Origin of the sequence: Planotetraspora sp. GP83 (assembly GCF_041262585.1) — a bacterium.
GTDB lineage: Bacteria > Actinomycetota > Actinomycetes > Streptosporangiales > Streptosporangiaceae > JAOEGB01.
Genome location: NZ_JBGCBZ010000005.1, coordinates 322389 through 346896, shown reverse-complemented (window position 1 = coordinate 346896; position 24508 = coordinate 322389). Strand labels below are relative to the sequence as shown.

Below are 24508 nucleotides of genomic sequence, written 5' to 3'. Positions count from 1 at the left end.
GCGGGGGCCGGTCCTACGCGGGAGGCGTAAAGCGTTGGGGACGGCCCGGAGATCCGGGTAGGTTCGATCGGGTGAGCCAATTTCCTGACATCCGTGATTACGTCGCTCTGCCGCGTGTGGTGTCGCTGCGGCTCTCGCCCGACGGGACCCGGCTCGTGTCCGTGGTCCAGTCCCTCAACCCCGACGGGAAGTCGTACGGCACGGCCCTGTGGGAGATCCCACTCGACCCGGACGCCACGCCGTACCGGCTGACGAGGTCGGCGAAGGGCGAGGCGGGGGCGCAGTTCGCCCCTGGAGGCGAGCTGCTGTTCGTCTCCCGGCGGCCGGACGCGACGGTCAAGGACGGTGACGAGGAGGTCCCGGCGCTGTGGCTGCTGCCCGAGCGCGGCGAGCCCCGGCGGATCGCGACGCGGCCCGGCGGGATCGGCGGAGTCCGGGCGGCGGGCGGGACCGTCGTCTACGCGGCCCAGGTCCTTCCCGGCGACGCCGCCACGGAGGAGGAGCGCCGCAAGGCCCGCAAGGACGCCGGGATCAGCGCGATCCTGCACGAGAGCTACCCGATCCGGTACTGGGACCACGACCTCGGTCCGGCGGAGACCCGCCTGTTCGCCGCCGCCGCCGCCGTCGGTGACGGTGACGGGCCGGGCGCGGAGGGCGCGCTCGACGACGCCGCGGATCTGACGCCCGAGCCGGGAAGGGCCCTGGACAACGCCGACTTCGCCCTCACACCGGACGGCTCCACGGTGATCACGACCTGGCGCGTCCCGCTCCCGAACGGCGAGTCGCGGTACGAGCTGGCCGCCTTCGACGTGGCCGCCGGCCCGGGCTCCCGCCGCACGCTGGCCGCGTCGGAGTCCCACGACTTCGGCGGCCCCGTCGTGGTCTCCCCGGACGGGCGGTTCGTCGCCTGCACGAGGGAACGGCACGCCACCGAGGAGGTGTCGTCCTCCGCCGAGCTGTGGGTCGTCGACCTGGCGACGGGAGAGGGCCGGGCCCTCGGGGGCGAGCTGCTCCCGGTGGCCGTCGCGTGGGCGCCGTCGTCGGAGGCGCTCTTCGTCGCCGCCGACCACCTGGGCCGCCGCCCGGTCTTCCGCATCTCCCTCGATGTCTCCCTCGACTCCTCCCTCGACTCCTCCGTCGAGAGGCTCACCTCCGACGACGGGGCTTACAACGACCTGTGCCCCGCTCCCGACGGCTCGGTCTACGCGCTGCGCGGGGCCGTCGACTCGCCGCCGCGGCCGGTGCGGATCTCCCCGGACGGCTCGGTCACCGACCTGCCCTCGCCCACGCCCGCTCTGGACCTGCCGGGCACGCTGACCGAGGTGAGCGCGGTCGCCGACGACGGCACCGACATCCGCGGCTGGCTCGTCCTGCCCGCCGGGGCGTCGGCGGAGAGCCCCGCGCCGTTCCTCCTGTGGATCCACGGGGGGCCGCTGGGCAGCTGGAACGACTGGTCGTGGCGCTGGAACCCGTGGATCATGGCGAAGAACGGCTATGCCGTGCTGCTCCCGGACCCCTGCCTGTCGACCGGCTACGGCCAGGCGATGATCGACCGGGGCTGGGGCGAGTGGGGGCCGGTCACCCACGGCGACCTGATGGCGATCACGGACGAGTGCCTCAAGCGGCCGGACATCGACGACCAGCGGATCGCGGCCATGGGCGGCTCCTTCGGCGGCTACATGGCCAACTGGGTGGCCGGCCACACCGACCGGTTCAAGGCCATCGTGACCCACGCCTCGCTCTGGAACCTGGACCAGTTCGCCGGGACGACGGACGCCTCGATGTACTGGCAGCGGGAGTTCGGCAGGCCTGGCTCCGACCGTCTGACGCGGCTGTCGCCCCATCACTCGCTGGACAAGATCACCACTCCGATGCTGGTGATCCACGGGGACAAGGACTACCGCGTCCCGATCGGCGAGGGGCTGCGGCTCTGGTGGGATCTCCAGCGTTCCGGCGTGGAGTCGAAGTTCCTCTACTTCCCGGACGAGAACCACTGGGTGCTCAACCCGGGCAACGCCGTGGCCTGGTACGAGACCGTGCTGGCTTTCCTGGCCCACCACGTGCTCGGCGCCCCCTGGACCCGGCCCACCTCCACGGCGTGATCATGCACGGGTTCACGATCACGACCGTTGATCTGGGAGGATGCCATTCGTGACCATGCAGTCGGGAATATGTGGATTTGTGCGGAATATGTCGACTGCCTGATCGCGGATGGTGTCCGCACTGTTCAGCGGCCGGGATCGGGAACCTGAGCATGATCACGCACCGGGAAGGGGCAGGTCGGGATGGGTGATCGGGAACTTGTGCATGATCACGCCGAGGGGGCGGGGCTGCTGGAGCTGGCGGTGGCCATCGCGGAGGAGGCGGGCCAGATGCTCCTCGCCAAGCGCCCCGCCCGTCCCGAGGTCCTGGCGACCAAGTCCAGCCCGACCGACGTCGTGACCGCCCTCGACCGGGCCGCCGAGCAGCTGATCCGCACCCGCATCGCCGAGGCCAGGCCGTACGACGCGATCCTGGGCGAGGAGGGCGGCGCCACGCCCGGCGAGGGAGGCGCCCGCTGGGTGGTCGACCCGATCGACGGCACGGTGAACTTCCTGTACGGCGTGCCCGACTGGGCCGTCAGCATCGCCGTCGAGGTGGACGGCGAGATCGTCGCGGGCGTGGTGAACAACGTCCCGCGCGGCGAGCTGTTCACCGCGTCCAAGGGCGGGGGAGCGTGGCTTGCCGGAGAGCGGCTGCGCTGCAACACCGGGGTTCCGCTCGACCGGGCGCTGGTCGCCACCGGCTTCGGCTACGCGGCGGAACGGCGCCGCGTCCAGGCCGAGGTGCTGTCCCAGGTGCTGCCGAGGGTCCGTGACATCAGGCGCGGCGGCTCCTGCGCGATCGATCTCTGCTCGGTCGCCTCGGGTCGGGTGGACGCCTACTACGAGCGCGGCACCAACTACTGGGACCACGCCGCCGGAGGGCTCATCGCGGCCGAGGCGGGCGCCCGCATCGCGGGTCTGAACGGCAGGCCGCCGAGCGTCGAGATGGCGGTGTGCGCGGCCCCCGGGCTCTTCGAGGATCTCCACGACCTGCTCGTGTCCCTCGACCCCGAACACGACTGATCATGAGCCTCTCGCCGGGGGATCGGCCGCAAACACGACGCGGGGGCCCGCCCTGAGGCGAGCCCCCGCGTCCCTGGTCGTCGTTAACGCTGGATCGGCACGCCGTGATCGTCTGCGAGGCGCCGCAGGTCTTCGATCTCGGCGGTGAGGGTGTCGGCGAGGAAATCGTCCCCGTTCGACGTGGCCTCCTCTAGACCTTTGTAGGCCTGGTCGAGCCGGGTTTCGATCGTGGTCGTGAACTCGCCCATCTCACCTTCTTTCTCAGGGGGCGAAAGCGTCGTGCACAGACCCCGCAGCGGATCCTGGGGAGAGCGCGCCTTCCCCGGCACACGACAATTGGGGTGTAGCCGAGCCCTTACCCATGCGCGGCACAGCCTCAAACCATCGAATTCCTGTGCTCTACCTCACGTAGAGCCAGGGAACCGCTTACCGTGCGCTTACGTCGAATACGGCCACAATGATGGCGTCGTTCCAGCTGAGGAGGATCTTGATGCGGGTGCTTGTGGTGGAGGACGAACGGGTGCTCGCTGACGCGATCGCCACGGGGCTCCGCCGTGAGGCGATGGCCGTGGACGTCGCGTACGACGGCGCGGCCGCGCTGGAGAAGACCGGATACATCGACTACGACGTGATCGTGCTCGACCGCGACCTTCCCAAGGTCCACGGTGACGAGGTGGCCCGGCGGCTCGTCGCGCAGCGGTCGGCGTCGCGGATCATCATGCTGACGGCCGCCGGGGACGTGGACGACAAGGTCGAGGGGCTGGAGCTGGGTGCCGACGACTACCTCGCCAAGCCGTTCGTCTTCATGGAGCTGATCGCCCGGGTGCGCGCCCTCGGCAGGCGCTCCGCTCCTCCGCTGCCGCCCGTGCTGGAGCGCGCCGGGATCCGTTTGGACCCGGGCAAGCGCCTGGTCACCAGGGACAGCAAGGAGATCGCGCTGACCAAGAAGGAGTTCGCCGTCCTGGAGGAGCTGATGCGCGCCGAGGGCGCCGTCGTCAGCCAGGAGGACCTGCTCGACAAGGCGTGGGACGAGCACATCGACCCGTTCACCAACGTCGTACGAGTGACCATGATGACGCTCCGCAAGAAGCTCGGTGAGCCGCAGGCCATCGAGACCGTCCCCGGAGTGGGATACCGGCTGTGATCGGGCGGGGCGATCTTTCCGATGACGTCCCGGGAGGTGAGAGGTCATGACCCCACCGCGTGAGCCCGGCACCGGGCCCGGAAACAAGACGGGGGACAAGGCGGGGGACAAGGCGGGGGACAGGCGGCCGACGGGGGACAGGGCGGCGAGCCCGCAAATCCTCCCCCCGGCCGGTGACGCCGAGGCGGGATGGCGTGCCGAGCCCCTTAGCGGCGGCCCGATAGCGCGCATGTCGTCCCCGATGGGCACGGGCCCGTACCGGAGCCAGGTAGCGCGCCCGCCCAGCGGCCCGCCTGCCTGGGACGGCCCGCCGCCCTTGAACGCCCAGCCGGTCAAGCCCACTCTGATCGATGAGATCAAGGCTCTCCAGGGGCGCGTGAGCATCCGCTGGCGGCTGACGCTCACCTACGGCGCCTTGTTCTTCGTCGCCGGAGCCCTGCTCCTCTTCGTGATGTACACGCTGGTGGGTCTGTCGATCAGCGCGGCATGGCCGGACATCGGTGTGCCCCAGGACGCGCCCGCTGGGGCTGCCGAGTGGGTCCAGGGCTGGTGGACCCAGGCGCAGAACGAGGCCATCCAGTCCGCGCGTGCCCACCTGCTCACCAGATCGCTCATGGCGCTGCTGGGGGTGGGCATTCTCGCGCTCATTCTTGGATACGTCGTGGCGGACAGGGCGTTGCGGCCGATCAAGACGATGACGGCGACGGCGCGGAAGCTGTCGGAGACCTCGCTGGCCCACGAGCGGATCGACCTGACCGGGCCCGACGACGAGCTCAAGGAGCTCGCGGACACCTTCGACGCGATGCTGACCCGGCTCAACACGGCGTTCGACGCGCAGAGACGGTTCGTGGACAACGCCTCACACGAGCTCAGGACCCCGCTCGCGATCAACCGGACCGTCCTGGAGGTCGCCCTCTCCGACCCCGAGGCGTCCGAAGACCTCAAGGTGCTCGGCCGCACCCTCCTGGGCACCACCGCCCGCAACGAGCGGCTGATCGAGGGGCTGCTGCTCCTGGCCCGCAGCGAGCGGGCGCTGTCGGTCCGCAAGCCCGTGGACGTCCAGGAGGTGGCCAGGACGGCCGTCGAGCAACTGGCGCCGTTCGCGGCCGAGGAGAACGTCACGGTCGAATACGACCTGCACCCCGCTCCCACGACAGGTGATCCGGTTCTCCTGGAACGTTGCGTGTCGAACCTGGTGGAGAACGGCATCAAGCACAACTCTGGCCCCTCAGGAAAAGTCTGGGTCCGAACGGGAATTGTGGACGGGGGTGCCGTTGTTCAGGTCGCGAACACGGGACCGCACGTTCCCGCGTATGAGGTGGAGAGCCTGTTCGAGCCGTTCCGGAGACTGAACGCCGACCGGGTCCAATCCGCCAAAGGCGCGGGGCTGGGCTTGTCCATCGTGCGCGCGATCATTCGGGCGCACGGCGGATCGGTCGCCGCCGTCCCCCGTGACGGCGGAGGGCTCGTGATGACGGTACGTCTCTCGGGGACCGGGGCCACCTCCGGAATGCCGCAGTCGGCGCGCTGATGGAGCGAGCGCGCCGTACATGTGGTTGGATGTGCCGTCGAAACGCGGTGGGTCATACCGTCGATACTGTGGTTTTCGCCATATTTGGCTAACCGGAGCCTTGTACGGCATACCCCCCGCGTGTCGGGAGGTTCAGTGTTCGTCGAAGCGGGGTACCGATTGCAAAATCTCCCGGATCCCGCGGGCACAACACCGGCCTTCCGAGCGTTGAATACGCGCGACACGGCGCAGACAGATAGATGAGGGGGATGGAGTACGCAAATGGCTACCGACTACGACAGCCCGCGCAAGACTGACGATGACCTGAATGAGGACAGTCTTCAGGAACTCCAGGCACGGCGCAGCGACAAGTCGTCGGGCAGCATCGACATCGACGAGACGGACCTTGCCGAGTCGCTTGAGCTGCCAGGGGCTGACCTGTCGAACGAGGAGCTCTCTCTTCGGGTGATTCCTCGGCAGGCCGACGAGTTCACCTGCTCGCGTTGCTTCCTGGTGCACCACCGCAGCCAGCTGGCCTCCGAGAAGAACGGCCAGCAGGTCTGCCGCGAGTGCGCGGCCTAGGAGACTCTTAGGAGGGTCCGTGACTTCCGAAGCGGATCGATCACACGAAGAGGTTGCCGACCTCGTCGGTAAACTCGTGGCCCCTGAGGAGACGGACGGGGCCGAGCGGCGTCGCCTGCTCGGCCGCCTCAGCAGGGCGCTCACGCAATCCGCCAGGAAGGCCGGCAAGTCAGGCACAGGCCGCGGCCGGTGGCTCGCCGACGTGTTCATGAGCATCGCGCCGCGCTTACCCATCAGGGACTACGCGACCCTTCAGGAACACCACTACGGGCTCACCGGAGAGCAGCTCGCCGACGATCTCGTCCGTACGGCGACCAAGGCCACCATGGCCGTCGGCGCGGTCGGGGGAGCGCTCGCCGCCGCCGAGTTCGCCGCTCCGCCCCTCCTCCTGTCCGCCCCCGCCCAGCTCGTGGCCGAGACGCTCGTCGTCGCCGCCATCGAGGTGAAGCTCCTCGCCGAGCTGCACGAGGTGTACGGCGTGCAGATCCCCGGCAACGGGTCGCAGCGCGCCGCGGCCTACACCGCCGCCTGGTCCAGGCAACGTGGCATCAACCCCCTCGCCCCGGGATCGGCCACCCTCGCCCTCGGCGCCGCGGCGAAGACCGCGCTGCGAAACCGCCTGATGCGGACGCTGGGGAGGCATCTCACCACGCTCGGCCCCTTCCTCACCGGCGCGGTCGCCGGTGGCGCGCTCAACAGGCTGGCCACCAAGAGGCTCGCGGAAGCCGTACGGGCCGATCTGCGCCGCCAGCGCGCCCTGCCTGAGTCGCCCCCACGTCCGCTTGAGGGACCCACACGCCCCTGAGTCGCCCGTACGCCCGCTCGATCACCGTCGGGATCTCGCCCTGCCGCCTGGTATGGAAATGTCACCGATTGGTCTAAACCTCTTCGCCACCCGCCGTGAGCTGGGTGAGATCATTCTCACACCCCTTTTCAGGAATTGTGCACGTCATTACGGGTATGGGCGATCGCACTGGCCTTTCGTATGGTGGGCTCAGGCGACCCTGGAGGGGCTTCATGCGTGGCACCAGCTCGTTTCTGATCGTCGCTAACCGGCTTCCGGTGGACCGGGTGGGCGAGAATGAGTGGCGTCGCAGCCCTGGCGGACTGGTCACCGCCATCGCGCCCGTCATGCAGCGGCGTCACGGAGCCTGGCTCGGCTGGACGGGAGCGGCGGGAGAGGAGCTCAAGCCGTTCGAGGACGACGGCATGCACCTGATCCCGGTGCCGCTCTCGGCCCTTGAGATGGAGCTCTACTACGAGGGGTTCTCCAACGCCACCCTGTGGCCGCTCTACCACGACGTCGTCGCGACTCCGGTCTACTCCCGCGTGCTGTGGGACGCCTACCGGGCCGTGAACGACCGGTTCGCCCGCGCCGCCGCCGACGCCGCCGCGCCGGGCGCGGTGGTGTGGGTGCAGGACTACCAGCTCCAGCTCGTGCCCGCCATGCTGCGCAAGCTCCGGCCCGACCTGAAGATCGGGTTCTTCCTGCACATCCCCTTCCCGCCCGTGGAGCTGTTCTGGCAGCTCCCGTGGCGCAACGAGATCATCGAGGGGCTGCTCGGCGCCGACCTCGTCGGGTTCCAGCGGCCGGGCGGCGCCTCGAACTTCATCCGGCTCTGCCGCCGCCTGCTTGGTCTGCAGAACTACCGCAACGAGATCCTGGTCGACGGCCGCACCGTACGCGCCGAGGCGTTCCCGATCTCGGTCGACTTCGGCGAGCTGGACCAGCTCGTCCGCGAGCCGAGGATCCTGGCCAGGGCCAAGGAGATCCGGGCCGAGCTCGGCGACCCGGAGCACGTGCTGCTCGGCGTCGACCGGCTCGACTACACCAAGGGGATCGGCCAGCGGCTCAAGGCGTTCGGCGAGCTGCTCGGCGACGGCGCGATCAAGCCGGGCGAGGCGGCGTTCGTGCAGGTCGCCACGCCCACCCGGGAGCGCGTCGCGGAGTACATCCGGCTGCGCAACGACATCGAGCTCAAGGTGGGCCGGATCAACGGCGAGCACGGCATGCTCGGCCGGCAGCCGATCAGCTACCTCCACCAGTCGTACACCAAGGACGAGCTGGCGGCGCTCTACTGCGCGGCGGACGTCATGGTCGTCACGCCGCTGCGTGACGGCATGAACCTGGTGGCCAAGGAGTACGTCGCGTGCCGGCACGACCTGCGTGGCGCGCTCGTGCTCAGCGAGTTCGCCGGGGCCGCCGACGAGCTCCGGCAGGCATTCCTGGTCAATCCGTACGACATCGACGGCATGAAGAGGGCGATGCTGGCGGCGATGCGGGCGACCCCGCACGAGCTGTCACGCAGGATGCGCTCGCTCAGGCGGCGGGTCGCCACCCACGACGTCGACAAGTGGGCCAGCGACTTCCTTACCGCCCTGGAGTCCAGATAGATCCCCACACCTGGGAGCGAATCGGGCCGTTCCCGGGCATGCCGGGCGTTCCCGGCATGCCAGACGGGTCGGTCCAGCCATAGGGGGCTCTAGGTCGTGATGTCCTTGGCCGCGTCCTTCCAGGACCGCCACTTCTTCGCGGCGGCACGGGTGGTCACGATCCGGGTGATCTCCATGCCCAACCCCATCACGACGGCATAGGCGATCGCCTCGCCGAGGCCGATCTCCAGCGAGTCGGCACTCGCCGGGGGCTTCTTGCCGGTGGCCTTCTCCCAGGCGAAGGAGAGCACCTTGCGCGAGGCGAACCCCACGGCGAGGCCCACGAGGCCGCCCACGATCCGCCACTGCATGTCCGGCTTCTCGGGCACGCCCAATTCACGCCGCGCATCCCGCGTGATATCCGCCATGATTCCTCCTCGATAACGACCTTAGTGTCTCCCCGCCGCGGTGTTGCGCACGCCATAACATTGGGAGGCATGACCGAACAGCGACCGCGCCTTTCCGCCATGCCCGAGAAACCGGCTCTCGACGGCCTGGAGACGGTATGGGCAGCCCGCTGGGAAGCCGACGGGACCTACCGGTTCGACCGGTCCCGGAGCAGGGACGAGGTCTACTCGATCGACACCCCGCCGCCGACCGTGTCCGGCTCTCTTCACGTCGGACACGTCTTCTCCTACACGCACACGGACACGGTCGCCCGCTTCCAGCGCATGCGCGGGCGCGAGGTCTTCTACCCGATGGGTTGGGACGATAACGGCCTGCCCACCGAGCGTCGCGTGCAGAACCACTTCGGCGTGCGCTGCGACCCGTCGATGCCGTACGACCCGTCGTTCGAGCCGCCGGGAAAGCCCGATCCCAAGCGGCAGGTGCCGATCTCCCGCAGGAACTTCATCGAGCTGTGCGAGCGGCTGACGGCCGAGGACGAGAAGGCGTTCGAGGAGCTGTGGCGCCGCCTCGGCCTGTCCGTCGACTGGTCGATGACCTACGCCACGATCGACGCCGGCTCCCGGGCCGCCTCGCAGCGCGCCTTCCTGCGCAACCTCGCCCGCGGCGAGGCATACGTCTCCGAGGCGCCGACGCTCTGGGACGTGACGTTCCGTACGGCGGTCGCCCAGGCCGAGCTGGAGGACCGGGAGTGGCCCGGGGCCTTCCACCGCATCGGCTTCGACCTGTCGCAGGCCCAGCGGGACCAGGGGTTCGGCGACCGGGTGTGGATCGAGACCACCCGGCCCGAGCTGATCCCGGCCTGCGTGGCGCTGGTGGCCCACCCGGACGACGAGCGCTATCGGCCGCTGTTCGGCACGACGGTCCACACGCCGATCTTCGGGGTCGAGGTCCCCGTCGTGGGACATCACCTCGCCGAGCCGGGCAAGGGCTCTGGCATCGCCATGATCTGCACCTTCGGCGACATCACCGACGTCACCTGGTGGCGCGAGCTCGACCTCCCCACCCGGCCCGTCATCGGCTGGGACGGCCGCCTCCTTCCCGAGTCTCCCCACGGCGTGGCGGCCGAGCCGTACAAGGAGCTGGCGGGGAAGACCGTGCACAGCGCGCGGGAGCGCGTCGTGGAGATGCTGCGGGAGTCGGGCCATCTGGACGGCGAGCCGCGGAAGATCCAGCGGCCGGTGAAGTTCTACGAGAAGGGCGACCGGCCACTCGAGATCGTCACCACCCGGCAGTGGTACGTCCGCAACGGCGGCCGTGACGCGGGGCTGCGCCGGGACCTGCTCGATCGCGGCCGGGAGCTGACCTGGCACCCGCCGCACATGCGGGTCCGCTACGACAACTGGGTCGAGGGCCTCGCGGGCGACTGGCTGATCTCCCGCCAGCGGTTCTTCGGCGTGCCGATCCCGGTCTGGTACCCGCTCGACTCCGGGGGCGAGCCGATCTACGAGGCCCCGATCACGCCGCCGGAGTCGGCCCTTCCGGTCGACCCGTCCAGCGACGTGCCGCCCGGATTCACCGCCGACATGCGCGGCAAGCCGCTGGGCTTCGTCGCCGACCCGGACGTGATGGACACCTGGGCGACGTCGTCCCTCACGCCGCAGATCGCCGGAGGCTGGGAGCGCGACGACGACCTGTTCCGCCGGGTCTTCCCGATGGATCTGCGGCCCCAGGCGCACGAGATCATCCGCACCTGGCTGTTCTCGACGGTCGTCCGGTCGCACCTGGAGCACGGCGGGCTGCCCTGGAAGCACGCCGCGATCTCGGGCTGGATCCTCGACCCGGACCGCAAGAAGATGTCGAAGTCTAAGGGCAACGTGGTCACCCCCATGGGCCTGCTCGAAGAGTACGGCTCGGACGCGGTCCGCTACTGGGCGGCCGGCGGGCGGCCCGGCACCGACACCGCCTTCGACACGGGCCAGATCAAGATCGGCCGCCGCCTGGCCATCAAGATCTTGAATGCCTCCAAGTTCGTGCTCGGCTTCGAGTCCACCGGCTCGGCGGACGTCAGCGAGCCGGTCGACCTGTCGATGCTGGCGGCCCTCCGGGCCGTTGTGGCGGAGGCCACGGAGGCGTTCGAGGCCTACGACTACGCGCGGGCGCTGGAGCGGACCGAGCGGTTCTTCTGGGAGTTCTGCGACGACTACCTGGAGCTGGTGAAGGCCAGGGCCTACACCGGGGACGCCTCGGCCGTCGCGGCCCTGCGCCGGGCGCTCGACGTGCTGCTCCGCCTCTTCGCGCCGTTCCTGCCCTTCGTGACCGAGGAGGTCTGGTCGTGGTGGCGGCCGGGCTCGGTGCACCGAGCTTCCTGGCCGTCGGCGGACGGGGTGGGCTCGGCGGGCGATCCGGCGGTGCTGGAGGCCGTGGCCGAGGTGCTCCGCATGGTCCGCCGGGCGAAGTCGGAGGCCCGCGTGTCCATGCGGGCGGAGGTCTCCCGCCTGGTCGTCTCCGGCCACCGGGCCGATCTCGTACGGCACGCCCAGGACGACCTGTGCGCGGCCGGCAACGTGGAGGAGTTCGTCCTCGACGCCGCCGGCGCGGACTCCGCCGACGTCCCGCTCACGGCGGTCACCACGCTGTCTTCCCGGCTGTCTGACTGAGCCAAGTACAGGGCCGGGTAAAACCCGTGCGCGTTCGGCCTAGGAACGTGACAGGCTGGACACGTGATCTCGCACAACAAGCGTGACAGCGAGGGTGTGCCCCAGGTTCTGGTCACCCTGGCCGCATGGAGCTGGCGGGTGCTGCTGCTCGGCGCGATGATCTATGTCTTCTCGTCGATAGTCGCCCGGCTCAGCTTCGTCGTCGTGCCGGTGGCCGTCGCCTTCCTGCTCACCGCGCTGCTGTTGCCGTTGACCAGGCGGCTCCGCAGGGCGGGGCTGCGGCCCATATACGCCACCTGGCTCACCATGCTGCTCGGCCTGGCGGTCATCGTCGGCATCGGCTTCCTGATCGGTGTGCGCGCCAACGAGGAGTTCCCGCGGCTGGTCGAGCAGATCCGGCTCACCGCCCGCAACGCCCAGGACTGGCTGCTCCACGGGCCGCTCCACATCAAGGAGGCCCAGCTGGCCGGCATGGTCGACCAGCTGAGCCAGCAGATCAACCAGCAGCGCAGCCAGCTCACGCAGACGTTGCTCACCGGGGCCACGGCGGTCGTCGAGGTGCTGGCCTCCATCGTCCTGCTGCTGTTCGTCACGTTCTTCCTGCTCAAGGACGGCGAACGCATCTGGGCGTGGTTCCTGCGCGCCTTCGGGGGCGCCGCGCCGCGCGTGGACCGCGCCGGGCGGGCGGCCTGGGTGACGATCTCCCACTACGTCCACGGGACCGTGGTCGTCGCGGCGATCCACGGGGTCGTCATCGGCATCGTCCTGGCCGGAATGCGGGTGCCCCTGTGGGCGCCCTTGGCGGTGCTGGTGTTCTTCGCCAGCTTCATCCCGATCGTCGGCATCTTTTTCGCGGGCACCATCGCGACTCTCGTGACCTTCGGGTCGCAGGGCTGGGTGTACGCGCTGATCTTCGTCGGAGTGCTCGTCGTCGAGCAGCAACTGGAGAACCACGTCCTGCAGCCGCTCATCGTCGGCCGGGCCCTGGCGTTCCATCCCTTGGCGATCATCCTGGCCCTCGCCGTGGGCGGCGTGCTGGGCGGGATCACAGGGGCCGCGGTGGCGGTGCCGGTGGTCGCGGTGATCTACCGGGCGCTGCCCGAGCTCCGCCGGGACCAGCCCGCGCTCCCGCCAGCCGGCGAGGCCGGCGCCGAAGCAGCCGAGGGAGCAGAGAAAGCCGAAGCGGCCGAGACAGCCGCGCGGGCCCCCGCCAGCGTCACCGCGCCCGAGCCCCGGCCGGGGGAGGGGCGGCTCTTGCCCGGTCCCGCGGCTCCGGAACCGCGCCCGGCCGGTAACCCGGGAGAGGCCGTGTCTCCGCAGCGCAAGGGGTAGGGTCTTGCCTCATGAGCGTTGAGGTGCTGATCCACCGGCTCGACAGCGAGCTGCCGCTGCCGTCGTACGCCCATCCCGGTGACGCGGGCGCGGACCTGTACGCGTCGGAGGACGTGGAGTTGCTGCCCGGAGAGCGGGCCGTGGTCGGCACCGGAGTCGCCATCGCGCTTCCCGACGGCTACGCCGCGTTCGTGCATCCCCGTTCGGGACTGGCCGCGAGGTTCGGCGTGACCCTGGTGAACGCGCCGGGCACCGTCGACGCCGGCTACCGCGGCGAGATCAAGGTCACAGTGATCAACACCGACGGCAAGGACGCGGTCCGGCTCAAGCGCGGCGACCGCATCGCCCAGCTGGTCATCCAGCGGGTGGAGAAGGCGGCTTTCTACGAGGTGGACCGGCTGCCTGGCTCGATCCGGGGCGCCAACGGCTTCGGGTCTACCGGCAGCTGAGACAGACAGAAGAGGGTGAAAGACGTGTTCCGACGCCGGCGACGCGCGGAGGAGGAGACGGCACCGGTCGTCGCGGAGGAGGGGCCCTCCGCTCCCACGCGCACAACAGGCCCCTGGGACGTCCAGGAGAGCTATCCGGAGGCCGAGAGGGTCGATCTGGGCGGTCTTCACCTGCCCATCGGCCCGGGCTTCGAGGTGCAGCTCAGCCTGGCGGGTGAGCACATCGACGGCGCCGTCGTCCTCGTGGACGAGAGCGCCCTGCAGGTGCACGCGTTCGCCGCGCCCAAGCGCAGCGGCATCTGGGACGAGGTCCGCGCCGAGCTCGCCCGTGAGGTGACCGCCGCGGGTGGCACGGTCCAGGAGCAGGAGGGGCCGTTCGGCGTCGAGCTGGCGGCCAAGGTCCCGAGCCAGGGCCAGTCCGGATCCGCGGGCCCGCAGCCCGTCCGCTACATCGGGATCGACGGGCCCCGCTGGTTCCTGCGGGCGGTCATCAGCGGCCGCGCGGCCATCGACGCCGCCGCCGCCGAGACCCTGGAGAGCGTCGTGCGCGGCGTCGTGGTGGTCAGGGGCGACGAGCCGATGGCGCCCAAGGAGCCGATCCAGCTCCGGCTTCCGGCCGAGGCGCGGCAGGCGATGGAGCAGCAGGCGGCCCAGCAGGAGGAGTTCAAGCCCTTCGAGCGCGGTCCGGAGATCACCGAAACCCGTTGACGGGAAAGTGCTGTTGACGATCTCCGGTGCAACCCCTGCCCATTTGCGTCCTTCAGGCATGGCGTGCGCTCAAGTAGGCTGCGGAGAGACCGTCCTCTACCCTTGGGAAGTCATGCCGAGGGAACCTCGGGACTGTGAGCGAGGAAGCTGGTGACCGACCGATGAGCACGCCGGAGCCTGCCAAACGCGGCGGACTGCGGGGCTTCTTTCAGCGGCTGACCTCAAGCCAGGCCGAGCTGGAGGCCGCCGAGCTTCGCGAGGATCTCGGACGCGAGGGCGCCACGCCCATCGCCTCGTGCGGGATGCGGCAGCGGTTCTGCGTGGCGGGCACGCTTCGCACCGTGACGCTGCGGCCCCGTGGCGGCGCGCCCGCGCTCGAAGCCGAGCTGTACGACGGGTCGGACGTGATCGACCTGGTCTGGCTGGGCCGCCGGAAGATCGTCGGCATCGAGCCCGGCCGTGTCGTGCGGGCAGAAGGCTTGGTGAGCTTCCAGGACGGCCGTAAGGTCATGTTCAATCCCCGCTACGAGCTTCGCCCGGCGGGTGGCCCTTGATCTCCCAGGAGACCGAATGAGCACAGCGGACATGACGGCCGCGCCCGCGGCGGCGCACGCAACCGTGGAGGCGGCCGTTCGTGCCCAGCTGTCCAAGGCGCTGGGCGGCAAACGGGGGATCGTCGAGGCGGCGGTCCCCACGATCGTCTTCACCGGCATGTGGGTCGCGACCAGCGAGCTCAAGCTCTCGCTGATCGTCAGCATCGCCGCCGCGGTGGCCCTCCTGCTCGTACGGCTCGCGCAGCGGTCCACGCCGCAGTTCGTGCTGAACAGCCTCGTCGGCATCGGCATCGGCGCCTTCTTCGCCGCGCGCACCGGTGACGCGAAGGACGTCTTCCTGCCGGGCATCCTCTACAACGGCGCCTACGCCGCCGGGATGCTGCTGTCGATCATCGTCCGCTGGCCGATCGTGGGGTTCCTCATCGGCTCGGTGACCGGCGATCCGACGGCCTGGCACAACGACTCCGGCCTGGTCCGGCTCTGCTCGCGGCTGACGTGGCTGCTGATGCTGCCGTGCCTGATCCGCGTGGTGGTGCAGCTGCCGTTCTACTGGGCGGGACAGGTGACCGCGCTCGGAATCGCCAAGATCGCCCTCGGCTGGCCGCTCCAGGTGGCCGGCCTGGCCGCGATGGTCTGGGTCCTCGCCCGCGGCCGGACGCCGCTCCAGCCCGCCGCCTGAACTTCAGCCCGACTGAATCTTCCCGGTACGGCTGCCGCCCGCGGGCGGCAGCCGTACCGGCGTGAAGGGGTCGGCGTGACGGGTTCAGTGCGAGGAGAGCAGGTGGGCCAGCTCGTGCTCGACCTCCTGGTTGGCGACGAACAGCAGCTCGTCACCGGCCTCCAGTGGGTCGTCGGCCGAGGGGACCAGCACCCGGCCCTCGCGCAGGATCGCGACCAGGGCGGCGTCCACCGGCCAGGGGACCGACCCGGCCCGCTGGCCGACCACGGGGGCGTCCTCGGCCAGGGTCAGCTCGACCAGGTTGGCCTGGCCCTGCCGGAAGGTCATCAGCCGCACGAGGTCGCCCACGCTGACCGCCTCCTCGACCAGTGCCGACAGCAGGCGCGGCGTCGACACGGCGACGTCGACCCCCCAGGACTCGTTGAACAGCCACTCGTTCTTGGGGTGGTTGGTCCGGGCGACCACGCGCGGCACGCCGTACTCCGTCTTGGCGAGCAGCGAGACGACCAGGTTGACCTTGTCGTCGCCGGTGGCGGCGATGACGACCTGGCAGCCGTTCAGCCCGGCCTCGTCGAGCGAGGAGATCTCGCAGGCGTCGGCGAGCAGCCACTCGGCCCTCGGGACGCTGTCGATCTTGATGGCGCGCGGGTCGATGTCGATGAGGAGGACCTCGTGGCCGTTCTCCAGGAGCTCGGCGGCGATGGAACGGCCGACGGCGCCCGCGCCGGCGATGGTGACGCGCATCAGTGCTCCTCGTCGGACGGCGGGCTTGACAGCACCTTGTTGATCCGGTCCATGTCGTTCTCGGCCGCGACCAGATGGATGATGTCGCCCTCCTGGATCACGGTGTCGTCCTTGGGCACCAGGGCCTCGCCCATCCGGTTGATGAAGGCGAGGCGGGCGCTCGCGGCTTCCTCGACGGCCTTGGCCCGGATGCCGATCCAGCCCTGGTTGAAGGCCACCTCCGCCAGGATCACCGTCCCGGTCGGGTCGCGCCAGAACGGCTCGGCCCCCTCGGGGAGCACCCGGCGCAGGATCTGGTCGGCGGTCCACCGTACGGTGGCGACCGTGGGAATGCCGAGCCGCTGGTAGACCTCGGCCCGGCGGGGGTCGTATATGCGGGCGACGACGTTGTCCACGCCGAACATCTCGCGCGCCACCCGGGCGGAGATGATGTTGGAGTTGTCGCCGCTGCTGACGGCGACGAAGGCGGCGGCCGATCCGATGCCCGCCTCCTCCAGGACGTCGCGGTCGAAGCCGATCCCGGTCACCCGCCGTCCGCGGAATCCGGCGCGGAGGCGGCGGAACGCCTGCGGATCCCGGTCGATGATGGCGACCGAGTGTCCGTTGTCCTCCAAAATATGGGCTAGGGTCGAGCCGACCCGCCCACATCCCATGATCACAATATGCATGCTTCCCCGCCGTGGGTTGGTGGCGGACTCCTATTCCAGACAGTATGTCGCGCTTGGTCCGGGACCGCGTCAGCCGGGCGTGGCGCAGAAGGACTAGGCTCAACAGACGTGTCCAAGGTGACGGATCTTGTCAAGCGGCTTCTCGTGGGGCGCGCTCTCCGCAGCACGCAGCTCCACGACCAGTTGCTGCCCAAACGCGTGGCTCTGCCGGTCTTCGCCAGCGACGCGCTGTCGTCCGTCGCTTACGCGCCGCAGGAGATTCTGGTCATCCTGTCGCTGGCCGGGGCCACCTTCTACAGCTACAGCCCCTGGGTCGCGGCGGCGGTCGTCCTCGTCATGCTGGTCGTCGTCGCGTCCTACCGGCAGAACGTGCACGCCTACCCCAGCGGCGGCGGCGACTACGAGGTCGCGACCACCAACTTAGGGCCGAACGCCGGGCTGACCGTCGCGAGCGCGCTGCTCGTCGACTACGTGCTGACCGTCGCGGTCTCGGTGGCCAACGGCGCCGACTACGTGGGCGCCACCATCCCCTTCGTCGCCGAGCACCGGCCACTGGTGGCGATCGGGATCGTCGTCCTGCTCACCGTCATGAACCTGCGCGGCATCCGCGAGTCCGGCGCGGCGTTCGCCGTGCCCACCTATGCCTTCATGGCGGCGGTGATCCTCATGATCCTTTGGGGCATGTTCCGGCTTCTCGTGCTGGGCGAGCCCCTGCGCGCCCCCACGGCCGACTACACGATCGTCACCGAGAAGACCGACCTGGCCGGGTTCGCGCTGGCGTTCCTCGTCCTGCGCGCGTTCTCGTCCGGGTGCGCCGCTCTGACCGGCGTCGAGGCGATCAGCAACGGCGTCCCGGCCTTCCGTAAGCCCAAGAGCCGCAACGCCGCGACGACACTGCTCATGATGGGCGTCATCGCCGTCACGATGTTCAGCGGGATCATCTTCCTCGGCCTGAAGTCCGGGGTGAGGGTGACCGACCCGGCCAACGTCGCCAGGGACATCCTGATCAACGGCCATCCCGCCGGTCCGGGCTACTACCAGCAGCCGATCATCGCCCAGGTCGCCTCGGCCGTCTTCGGGGACGGCTCCATCCCGTTCGTCGTGATCGCCGCCGTCACCGCGCTGATCCTGTTCCTCGCCGCGAACACCGCGTTCAACGGCTTCCCGGTGCTCGGCTCGATCCTCGCCCAGGACCGGTACCTGCCGCGCCAGCTCCACACCCGGGGCGACCGCCTGGCGTTCAGCAACGGCATCGTCATCCTCGCCGCCGGGGCCGGCCTCCTGATCTGGGCGTTCAACGCCGACGTGAGCAAGCTGCTCAACCTCTACATCGTCGGCGTGTTCGTCTCCTTCACGCTGAGCCAGACCGGCATGGTCCTGCACTGGACCCGCCACCTGAAGACCGAGACCGACCCCAAGGTCCGCTTCCGGATGATGCGCTCCCGGATCATCAACGGCTTCGGCGGCATCATGACCGGTCTCGTCCTCGTCGTCGTCCTTCTCACCAAGTTCAGCCACGGCGCGTACATCGTCTGCATCGCCATCCCCGTGCTGTTCCTGATGATGAAGGGCATCCGGCACCACTACGACCGGGTGGCCGACGAACTGGCCGCGCCCGAGGAGGGCGAGATCGACGAGTCGCTGCTGCCCGCGCGCAACCACGCCATCGTGCTCGTCTCCAAGATTCACAAGCCCACGCTGCGCGCCCTGGCGTACGCCAAGGCGACCCGGCCCTCGACCCTGGAGGCGGTTACGGTCAGCGTGGACGCCGACGAGGCGGCCAAGCTCCATGAGGAGTGGGACCGCCGGGGCATCCCGGTGCCGTTGAAGATCCTCGACTCGCCCTACCGCGAGATCACCGGGCCGATCCTGGACTACGTGAAGTCGCTGCGCCGCCGGTCGCCGCGCGACGTGGTGACGGTCTATATCCCGGAATACGTCGTGGGCCGCTGGTGGGAGCACCTGCTGCACAATCAGAGCGCGCTGCGGCTCAAGGGCCGGCTGCTGTTCAAGCCCGGCGTCATGGTGACGAGCGTGCCGTGGCAGCTCGCCTCGTCGGACCGCCTGAAGGGCCGCCGCGAGCCGGTGGCGCCAGGCGCGTCCCGCCGCCCCTATCAGCAGCCCGCGGCCAAGGACGACCAGGTCAAGGCATGATTGACCCAGCGAGAGCCCGGAAGGGAAGGGGGCGGTCGTGCCGATTGAGCTGACCGTGGGAGGCGTCGCCAACGGCGGCTGGTGCGTGGCCAGGCACGAGGGCCGCGTCGTGTTCGTACGGCACGCGCTGCCGGGGGAACGGGTCCTCGCCGAGATCACCGAGGAGACCGCGCGCTTCCTGCGGGCGGACGCCGTGGAGATCCTGGAGCCCTCGCCCGACCGGGTCACCCCGCCGTGCCCGTTCAGCGGCCCAGGCCGGTGCGGTGGCTGCGACTGGCAGCACGCCTCGCTGGACGCCCAGCGGCGGCTGAAGGCCGACGTCGTCGCCGAGCAACTCCAACGGCTGGCGGGGATCGACTGGAAGGTCCTCGTGGAGGAGGTGCCGGGCGCTCCGGACGGCCTCGGCTGGCGGACCCGGGTGCGGTTCGCCGCCGACCGGGACGGCTCCGCCGGTCTGCGCCGCCACCGCTCCCACGCCATCGAGCACATCGGCCACTGCCCGATCGCCCATCCCGCCGTCGAGGAGATCGGCGTCGAGGCGCTGGCATGGCGTGGCGCCGCCTCCGTCGAGGCGGTCGCGTCATCCGGCGGCGACCGGGCGGTCATCATCGAGCCCCGGCCCCACCGGGCGGTAGCCGTACCGGACGTGGACGCGTCGGTCCTGCTCGACGAGGGCAAGCGGGGGACCCGGGCGCTCAGCGGTCAGGCGTCGCTCGTGGAGCGGGTCGGCGGCCGGGACTTCCGGGTGACCGCGAGCGGGTTCTGGCAGGTCCATCCGGGCGCGGCGGCCACGCTGCTCGACGCGGTGCTCGACTTCGGGCAGCCGGAGGAGAGCGAGTGGGCGCTCGACCTCTACTGCGGCGCGGGGCTGTTCGCCGCCGGGCTCGCCGAGGCCGTGGGCCCCGACGGGGCCGTGCTGGGGATCGAATCCGAACCGCAGGCCGTACAGGACGCGCGGTGGAACCTGCGCGACCTGCCGCAGGCGAGAGTCGAGCGGGGGAGGGTCGAGGAGGCGCTCGATCGCCTGGAGATCGAGCGGGCCGACCTGGTCGTCGCCGACCCGCCCAGAGCGGGCCTTGGCCGCCCGGTCGTCGACCGCGTGGCCACGCTGGACGCGCCTCGCATCGTCTACGTGTCCTGCGACCCGGCCACGATGGCCCGCGACATCGCCTGGTTTGCCCCGTACGGCTACCGCCTCGCCGGTTTGCGGGCTTTTGATCAATATCCGATGACGCACCATGTCGAGTGCGTGGCGCTGCTGGTCAAGGAGCCGATCTGAAATCCCGCATGAGGTCCCGCATCTGAGGTCCCGCATGAGGTCCCGCATTTGAGGTCGGGGCCACACGGTGACAATTGAGCTGTGGACCTACGCCACTTGGAGTATTTCGTGGCGGTCGCGGAGGAGCTGAACTTCACCAAGGCGGCCCGTCGGCTTCATGTGGTGCAGTCGGCGGTGTCGGCGGCGATCCGGTCGCTTGAGCGGGAGCTGGGGGTGACGCTGTTCGAGCGCAGCGCCCAGCGGGTGGCGTTGTCGGATGCGGGGGCGGCGCTGCTGCCCGAGGCCCGTGGCCTTCTGGAGGCGGCCCGAGCCGTTCGCCAGTCGGTCCAGGGGGTTGACCGCCAACTGGGCGGGACGGTCAGTATCGGCATGCTGCCCGCCATCTCGATCGTGGACCTCCCCGAGTTGCTCGGGCGCTTCCACGCGCAACATCCCGAGGTGATCGTGCGCCTTCGCATCCCCGGCACCGGCTCCGCCGGGCTGGCGGAGGCAGTGGCCTCCGGGGACCTCGATGTCGCGATCCTGGCGGTGTCCGGCCGGCTGCCCGCGACCCTCGCCGCACGCCGGCTCGCCGACCCTCCGCTGGTGCCGGTGACGCGCTCGGACCATCCGCTCGCCGGTCGGAAAAGCGTGGGGCTGGCCCGGCTGGCGGAGGAGGATTTCATCGACTTCCCACCGGGTTACAGCAACCGGGCCATCGTGGACCGCGCCTTCGTCGCGGCGGGACTGGATCGTCGTATCACCCTCGAGGTCCCTGACCTCACCACCTGCTGCGCCCTCATACGGCAGGGCCTCGGCGTCGCCTTCCTCCCGGAGTTCGCTGTCGTCGATGAACCCGGCTTGTCCATGGTGAACCTGGCGGACGCGACCCTCATCTGGCCGCTGGTCTTGGCGACCTCGGCCACCCGGCGGCCGAGTGCGGCAGTCCGCGCACTGCTCGACCTCATCGACGGCTACGTGCTCGTGCCGGTCACCGGCGCTTGAGCAGTGAATTCGTAGGAATGGGTAGGGTGATCGAACATGAGCCTGATCTGGGAGCAAGTGGTGATCGACGCGGCCGATCCCGTGGCGCTGGGCGAGTGGTGGGCCAAGGCGCTCGGCTGGGTGGTCGTCAACGACGCCGACGACGAGTACGAGATCCGAATCGCCCCCGACGTTCTGCCCGGACTGATCTTCGTGCCCGTGCCTGAGGGCAAGACAGTGAAGAACCGCCTCCATCTCGACTTCCGTCCGAAGGACCAGCAGGCGGAGGTCGATCGGCTCCTCGCCCTCGGAGCCCGCCCGGCCGACGTGGGCCAAGACGACCAGCCGTGGGTTGTCCTGACCGACCCGGAAGGCAACGAGTTCTGCGTCCTGAGCGCCCGCAGCTGACCTTCGCCCGCCCCGTATGCCCGACCCGGTGTCCGAGGGACGTGTCGGCGTGCGTTGAAGGGTGTGCATTGGAGGGCGTCGGGGCCAGGCGGTGACAATTGGGCTGTGGACCTACGCCACTTGGAGTATTTCGTGGCGGTCGCGGAGGAGCTGAACTTCACCAAGGCGGCCCGTCGGCTTCATGTGGTGCAGTCGGCGGTGTCGGCGGCGATCCGGTCGCTTGAGCGGGAGCTGGGGGTGACGCTCTTTGAGCGCAGCGCCCAGCGGGTGGCGTTGTCGGATGCGGGGGCGGCGCTGCTGCCCGAGGCCCGTGGCCTTCTGGAGGCGGCCCGAGCCGTTCGCCAGTCGGTCCAGGGGGTTGACCGCCAACTGGGCGGGACGGTCAGTATCGGCATGCTGCCCGCCATGCCGATCGTGGACCTCCCCGCGCTGCTCGGGCGCTTCCACCGAGAGCATCCCGAGGTCACCGTACGTCTGCGCATGACCGGCACCGGCTCCAGTGGCCTGGCGGAGGCGGTGGCCTCCGGCGAGGTGGATATCGCGATCCTCGCAATGCCCGCCCGCCCGCCATCGGCCCTTGCCGCGCACCGGCTCGCCGACGCACGACTGGTGCTGGTGATGCACCCCGATCACCCGCTCGCCGGCGAGCAGAGCGTGGCCCTCGCCCGGTTGGCCCAGGAGAACTTCGTCGACTTCCCACCGGGTTACAGCACCCGCGCCATGGTGGACCGCGTTTTCGCCGCAGCAGGCTTGGAGCGCCGTATCCCTCTGGAGGTCCCTGACCTCACCACCTGCTGCGCGTTCGTCCGGGAGGGGCTTGGCATCGCCGTCGTCCCCGAGTTCGCCGTCGTCAACGAACCTGGCCTGTCCATCGTGTACCTGGCGGATACGGTCCTCATCTGGCCGCTGGTCTTGGCGACCTCCGCCGCCCGGCGGCCGAGCGCGGCCGTCCGGGCACTCCTCGACCTGGTCGACAGCTACCTGCTCGTGCCAGTTTCCCCGGCGCTTTCGTCGGATGGCCCTTCGTAGTCGTGCGGGTCGCGAGCCGCTGGCGATGGCGTTCCAGCGTCACCCGGGGCTGGCGTGGCGGTAGCTGTCGACCCGGCTCTCTGACCTGGCAACCGGGTGGTCCCATCCCCGTGGCAGAAAACCGGTCCGAACGGTCCCATGAAGGTGGCAGGCGACACTCACCCACCTCGGCAGAAAAGGCCGCTACGCCGGGAGGTTCCGAACCTGAACCGAAGAGCGCCGCGATGCATGGGACGGGGCGCCATCTCGGGAAGGGGAGCGTCGCTTGACTGCGCCGTTGCCTTGAGCTGCTTGCAGCGCGGTGCCGTATGTGTGAGTGCCGCCCGCCCGCACGTTCGGGAACCGGGGAGTCCGCGGCGGCGCTGCCCGTAGGCGATGAGAGTTGCTTGCGGCGGTGCCTCGTGGGTGAAGGCCGCCTGCCCGCGCCGTCTCGGGACGGGAGTGCGTAACGCCGTGACGTATGGGCGGATGCCGCGTCGGAGCGGCGACGAGAAGCCTCTGAGGCAGGGCTGCGCGCTGGCGACCTGAGTTGCGTCCGCAGAGGCATTAGGGCGGGCAGGGCGGAGTCAGGAGATGGGAGACGCGGTGAGGAGTTGGATCACGGCGTCGGGCGGTCGGGCCCCCCGGACTGAGAGCCAGGCGAGGTCGGTCTTCAACCGGAAGCCGACCAGGCGCTGAGCCTCGGCCACGGTCAGGTCCTCCGGGTTCATGATCACCGGAGTCAGGGCCATCCGCTGCCAGCCTGGCTGGCCGGCTAGGCCGAGGGTCTCCCCGACCTGGCCGTGCGCCGACTTGGCTGCGGCGAGCAGACGGCGCATGTTGTCGGGGGAGCCTGGCACGAACGATACGAGCACGTTGACCGTGTCGATCTCGGCTCCCGCTGCGCGGGTGGCCCGCAGCATGTCGGTGTCGGCGGGCGCCAGGCCGTACTCGGTGGCGGGAAGGGTGAAGGTGACCTCCAGCGGGCGGCCCCTGTCCCGGGCCTCCCGCTGGAGTTGCGCGATGGCCGCCGCGCGGCGCCCGGTGGCAGCCGTGTCGGCGGAGTCGCGGACCTCGAAGTCGATCCCGGCCGGGTCGAAGGCGCCGATCACCCGCCGGTAGGACGACATCAGGCGGGTCTGGCTCGTGCACGTGGACGACAGTTCTGGGCCTGTCGGCCCGCCGAACGAGAGTCCGGCGTCCCCGCCCTGGGCCCGGAGACGGCCGAGCCGATTGGCGACCGGGTTGCGGCCCTGCTCCATCACGCCGCCCCATTTCGGCGTGCAGCCGTCCGGGCCCGCGGTGAGGTGGCCAATGGTGTACCAGTGGACGCCGGTGCGCCGGGCGCTCGTGGACAGATCGAACTGAGGATTGCCCATGGCGTCGACGAACCCCATGTAGCCCGTGGGGCGGCTCGTCCGCACGCGCTCGGGTGACCCGAAGCGGCCCGCCGGGGGCTCGGCGGAGGCGTTTGCCGTGGATGTGGCAGCGGATGTGGCTGTGACTGCGGTCGGGGGTCTGGCCGCGGCGGACTGACGGGCGGCCGAGCCGGTGGAGGGCCTCGCCGTACGGACCGCGACCACGGGGTGGGCGGCCACCAGGGACTCGGCGGGCTCGGGCCCGGCGGGGGAGCCCCAGTCGGCGCGAATCGTGGCCGGAAGCAGCCAGAGGGCGACGCCGGTGCCCGTGACAAGCGTCAGAGCGCCCAGCAGCACGAGGGATCGGGGCGGGGTTCCCGCTTCGCGGGCGTGCCGTGCCGATTCCACCGTTCACCACCCTCC

General features: G+C 70.2%; 23 protein-coding genes. 18 read left to right on the top strand and 5 right to left on the bottom strand.

Annotation, left to right across the window (positions count from 1 at the left end):
• Positions 1 to 71 precede the first annotated feature (71 nt).
• Both ABH927_RS10165 and ABH927_RS10160 read left to right on the top strand, forming a co-directional pair.
• Positions 72 to 2102: a prolyl oligopeptidase family serine peptidase gene (locus ABH927_RS10165; RefSeq protein WP_370020173.1), complete on the top strand. Its 2031-nt coding sequence runs from the start codon at positions 72 to 74 to the stop codon at positions 2100 to 2102.
• Positions 2103 to 2285: 183 nt separating this feature from the next.
• Positions 2286 to 3107, top strand: a complete 822-nt coding sequence (locus ABH927_RS10160; RefSeq protein ID WP_370020171.1) for an inositol monophosphatase family protein — start codon at positions 2286 to 2288, stop codon at positions 3105 to 3107.
• Positions 3108 to 3190: 83 nt separating this feature from the next.
• Here ABH927_RS10160 and ABH927_RS10155 read toward each other — a convergent pair whose 3' ends face one another.
• A complete protein-coding gene (locus tag ABH927_RS10155) occupies positions 3191 to 3355 on the bottom strand; it encodes a hypothetical protein (RefSeq protein WP_261582160.1) in 165 nt (54 codons plus the stop codon).
• Between the two features lie 242 nt (positions 3356 to 3597).
• Here ABH927_RS10155 and ABH927_RS10150 point away from each other — a divergent pair, with 242 nt between their 5' ends.
• From ABH927_RS10150 to ABH927_RS10130, 5 genes are all read left to right on the top strand, one after another.
• Complete coding sequence (locus ABH927_RS10150) at positions 3598 to 4251, top strand: response regulator transcription factor (protein ID WP_370020170.1); 654 nt, start codon at positions 3598 to 3600, stop codon at positions 4249 to 4251.
• Positions 4252 to 4297: 46 nt separating this feature from the next.
• Positions 4298 to 5782: a sensor histidine kinase gene (locus tag ABH927_RS10145; RefSeq protein ID WP_370020168.1), complete on the top strand. Its 1485-nt coding sequence runs from the start codon at positions 4298 to 4300 to the stop codon at positions 5780 to 5782.
• A gap of 261 nt (positions 5783 to 6043) precedes the next feature.
• Positions 6044 to 6343, top strand: a complete 300-nt coding sequence (locus tag ABH927_RS10140) for a DUF4193 domain-containing protein (RefSeq protein WP_030505490.1) — start codon at positions 6044 to 6046, stop codon at positions 6341 to 6343.
• 19 nt (positions 6344 to 6362) lie between these two features.
• Positions 6363 to 7148, top strand: a complete 786-nt coding sequence (locus tag ABH927_RS10135; protein ID WP_370020165.1) for a hypothetical protein — start codon at positions 6363 to 6365, stop codon at positions 7146 to 7148.
• A gap of 212 nt (positions 7149 to 7360) precedes the next feature.
• Positions 7361 to 8737: a trehalose-6-phosphate synthase gene (locus ABH927_RS10130; protein WP_370020163.1), complete on the top strand. Its 1377-nt coding sequence runs from the start codon at positions 7361 to 7363 to the stop codon at positions 8735 to 8737.
• Positions 8738 to 8826: 89 nt separating this feature from the next.
• On the opposite strand, the gene ABH927_RS10125 is transcribed toward ABH927_RS10130, so the two are convergent.
• On the bottom strand, positions 8827 to 9144 hold the full coding sequence (locus ABH927_RS10125; protein ID WP_370020162.1) for a DUF4235 domain-containing protein: 318 nt from the start codon (positions 9142 to 9144) through the stop codon (positions 8827 to 8829).
• Between the two features lie 69 nt (positions 9145 to 9213).
• Here ABH927_RS10125 and valS point away from each other — a divergent pair, with 69 nt between their 5' ends.
• The 6 genes from valS to ABH927_RS10095 all read left to right on the top strand — a co-directional run bounded on the left by valS (position 9214) and on the right by ABH927_RS10095 (position 15503).
• Complete coding sequence (gene valS / locus ABH927_RS10120) at positions 9214 to 11781, top strand: valine--tRNA ligase (protein ID WP_370020160.1); 2568 nt, start codon at positions 9214 to 9216, stop codon at positions 11779 to 11781.
• A gap of 63 nt (positions 11782 to 11844) precedes the next feature.
• Positions 11845 to 13113 (top strand): AI-2E family transporter, encoded by a 1269-nt coding sequence (locus ABH927_RS10115; RefSeq protein ID WP_370020158.1) that lies wholly within the window; start codon positions 11845 to 11847, stop codon positions 13111 to 13113.
• An 11-nt stretch (positions 13114 to 13124) separates the two neighbouring features.
• A complete protein-coding gene (gene dut, locus ABH927_RS10110) occupies positions 13125 to 13562 on the top strand; it encodes a dUTP diphosphatase (RefSeq protein ID WP_370020156.1) in 438 nt (145 codons plus the stop codon).
• A gap of 24 nt (positions 13563 to 13586) precedes the next feature.
• Positions 13587 to 14270, top strand: a complete 684-nt coding sequence (locus tag ABH927_RS10105; RefSeq protein WP_370020154.1) for a DUF3710 domain-containing protein — start codon at positions 13587 to 13589, stop codon at positions 14268 to 14270.
• 161 nt (positions 14271 to 14431) lie between these two features.
• Complete coding sequence (locus ABH927_RS10100; RefSeq protein ID WP_370020153.1) at positions 14432 to 14824, top strand: OB-fold nucleic acid binding domain-containing protein; 393 nt, start codon at positions 14432 to 14434, stop codon at positions 14822 to 14824.
• Between the two features lie 16 nt (positions 14825 to 14840).
• Entirely contained in the window at positions 14841 to 15503 is a 663-nt protein-coding gene (locus tag ABH927_RS10095; protein ID WP_370020151.1) for a DUF3159 domain-containing protein, read from the top strand.
• An 84-nt stretch (positions 15504 to 15587) separates the two neighbouring features.
• Here the strand turns inward: ABH927_RS10095 and ABH927_RS10090 are convergent, their stop codons facing one another.
• Positions 15588 to 16247, bottom strand: coding sequence for a TrkA family potassium uptake protein (locus ABH927_RS10090; protein ID WP_370020149.1), 660 nt, complete (start codon positions 16245 to 16247; stop codon positions 15588 to 15590).
• Positions 16247 to 16915, bottom strand: a complete 669-nt coding sequence (locus ABH927_RS10085) for an NAD-binding protein (protein WP_370020147.1) — start codon at positions 16913 to 16915, stop codon at positions 16247 to 16249. Before ABH927_RS10085 ends, ABH927_RS10090 begins: the two co-directional genes overlap by 1 nt.
• A gap of 108 nt (positions 16916 to 17023) precedes the next feature.
• Here ABH927_RS10085 and ABH927_RS10080 point away from each other — a divergent pair, with 108 nt between their 5' ends.
• The 5 genes from ABH927_RS10080 to ABH927_RS10060 all read left to right on the top strand — a co-directional run bounded on the left by ABH927_RS10080 (position 17024) and on the right by ABH927_RS10060 (position 22748).
• Complete coding sequence (locus ABH927_RS10080; protein WP_370020146.1) at positions 17024 to 19069, top strand: APC family permease; 2046 nt, start codon at positions 17024 to 17026, stop codon at positions 19067 to 19069.
• 37 nt (positions 19070 to 19106) lie between these two features.
• Positions 19107 to 20348 (top strand): class I SAM-dependent RNA methyltransferase, encoded by a 1242-nt coding sequence (locus ABH927_RS10075; RefSeq protein WP_370020144.1) that lies wholly within the window; start codon positions 19107 to 19109, stop codon positions 20346 to 20348.
• Between the two features lie 81 nt (positions 20349 to 20429).
• Positions 20430 to 21332 (top strand): LysR family transcriptional regulator, encoded by a 903-nt coding sequence (locus ABH927_RS10070; protein ID WP_370020143.1) that lies wholly within the window; start codon positions 20430 to 20432, stop codon positions 21330 to 21332.
• 36 nt (positions 21333 to 21368) lie between these two features.
• Positions 21369 to 21719 carry a VOC family protein gene (locus ABH927_RS10065; RefSeq protein ID WP_370020141.1) on the top strand — a complete coding sequence of 117 codons (351 nt, stop codon included), beginning with the start codon at positions 21369 to 21371 and terminating at the stop codon, positions 21717 to 21719.
• 105 nt (positions 21720 to 21824) lie between these two features.
• Positions 21825 to 22748, top strand: a complete 924-nt coding sequence (locus ABH927_RS10060) for a LysR family transcriptional regulator (protein ID WP_370020140.1) — start codon at positions 21825 to 21827, stop codon at positions 22746 to 22748.
• A 566-nt stretch (positions 22749 to 23314) separates the two neighbouring features.
• Here ABH927_RS10060 and ABH927_RS10055 read toward each other — a convergent pair.
• On the bottom strand, positions 23315 to 24493 hold the full coding sequence (locus tag ABH927_RS10055; protein ID WP_370020138.1) for a hypothetical protein: 1179 nt from the start codon (positions 24491 to 24493) through the stop codon (positions 23315 to 23317).
• Positions 24494 to 24508 lie beyond the last annotated feature (15 nt).

Coding starts and splice junctions, on each gene's coding strand:
- ABH927_RS10155 (WP_261582160.1), bottom strand. CDS start 3,355: ATGGGCGAGTTCACGACCACGATCGAAACCCGGCTCGACCAGGCCTAC.
- ABH927_RS10095 (WP_370020151.1), top strand. CDS start 14,841: ATGAGCACAGCGGACATGACGGCCGCGCCCGCGGCGGCGCACGCAACC.
- ABH927_RS10160 (WP_370020171.1), top strand. CDS start 2,286: ATGGGTGATCGGGAACTTGTGCATGATCACGCCGAGGGGGCGGGGCTG.
- dut (WP_370020156.1), top strand. CDS start 13,125: ATGAGCGTTGAGGTGCTGATCCACCGGCTCGACAGCGAGCTGCCGCTG.
- ABH927_RS10130 (WP_370020163.1), top strand. CDS start 7,361: ATGCGTGGCACCAGCTCGTTTCTGATCGTCGCTAACCGGCTTCCGGTG.
- valS (WP_370020160.1), top strand. CDS start 9,214: ATGACCGAACAGCGACCGCGCCTTTCCGCCATGCCCGAGAAACCGGCT.
- ABH927_RS10140 (WP_030505490.1), top strand. CDS start 6,044: ATGGCTACCGACTACGACAGCCCGCGCAAGACTGACGATGACCTGAAT.
- ABH927_RS10085 (WP_370020147.1), bottom strand. CDS start 16,915: ATGCATATTGTGATCATGGGATGTGGGCGGGTCGGCTCGACCCTAGCC.
- ABH927_RS10145 (WP_370020168.1), top strand. CDS start 4,298: ATGACCCCACCGCGTGAGCCCGGCACCGGGCCCGGAAACAAGACGGGG.
- ABH927_RS10150 (WP_370020170.1), top strand. CDS start 3,598: ATGCGGGTGCTTGTGGTGGAGGACGAACGGGTGCTCGCTGACGCGATC.
- ABH927_RS10090 (WP_370020149.1), bottom strand. CDS start 16,247: ATGCGCGTCACCATCGCCGGCGCGGGCGCCGTCGGCCGTTCCATCGCC.
- ABH927_RS10100 (WP_370020153.1), top strand. CDS start 14,432: ATGAGCACGCCGGAGCCTGCCAAACGCGGCGGACTGCGGGGCTTCTTT.
- ABH927_RS10065 (WP_370020141.1), top strand. CDS start 21,369: ATGAGCCTGATCTGGGAGCAAGTGGTGATCGACGCGGCCGATCCCGTG.
- ABH927_RS10125 (WP_370020162.1), bottom strand. CDS start 9,144: ATGGCGGATATCACGCGGGATGCGCGGCGTGAATTGGGCGTGCCCGAG.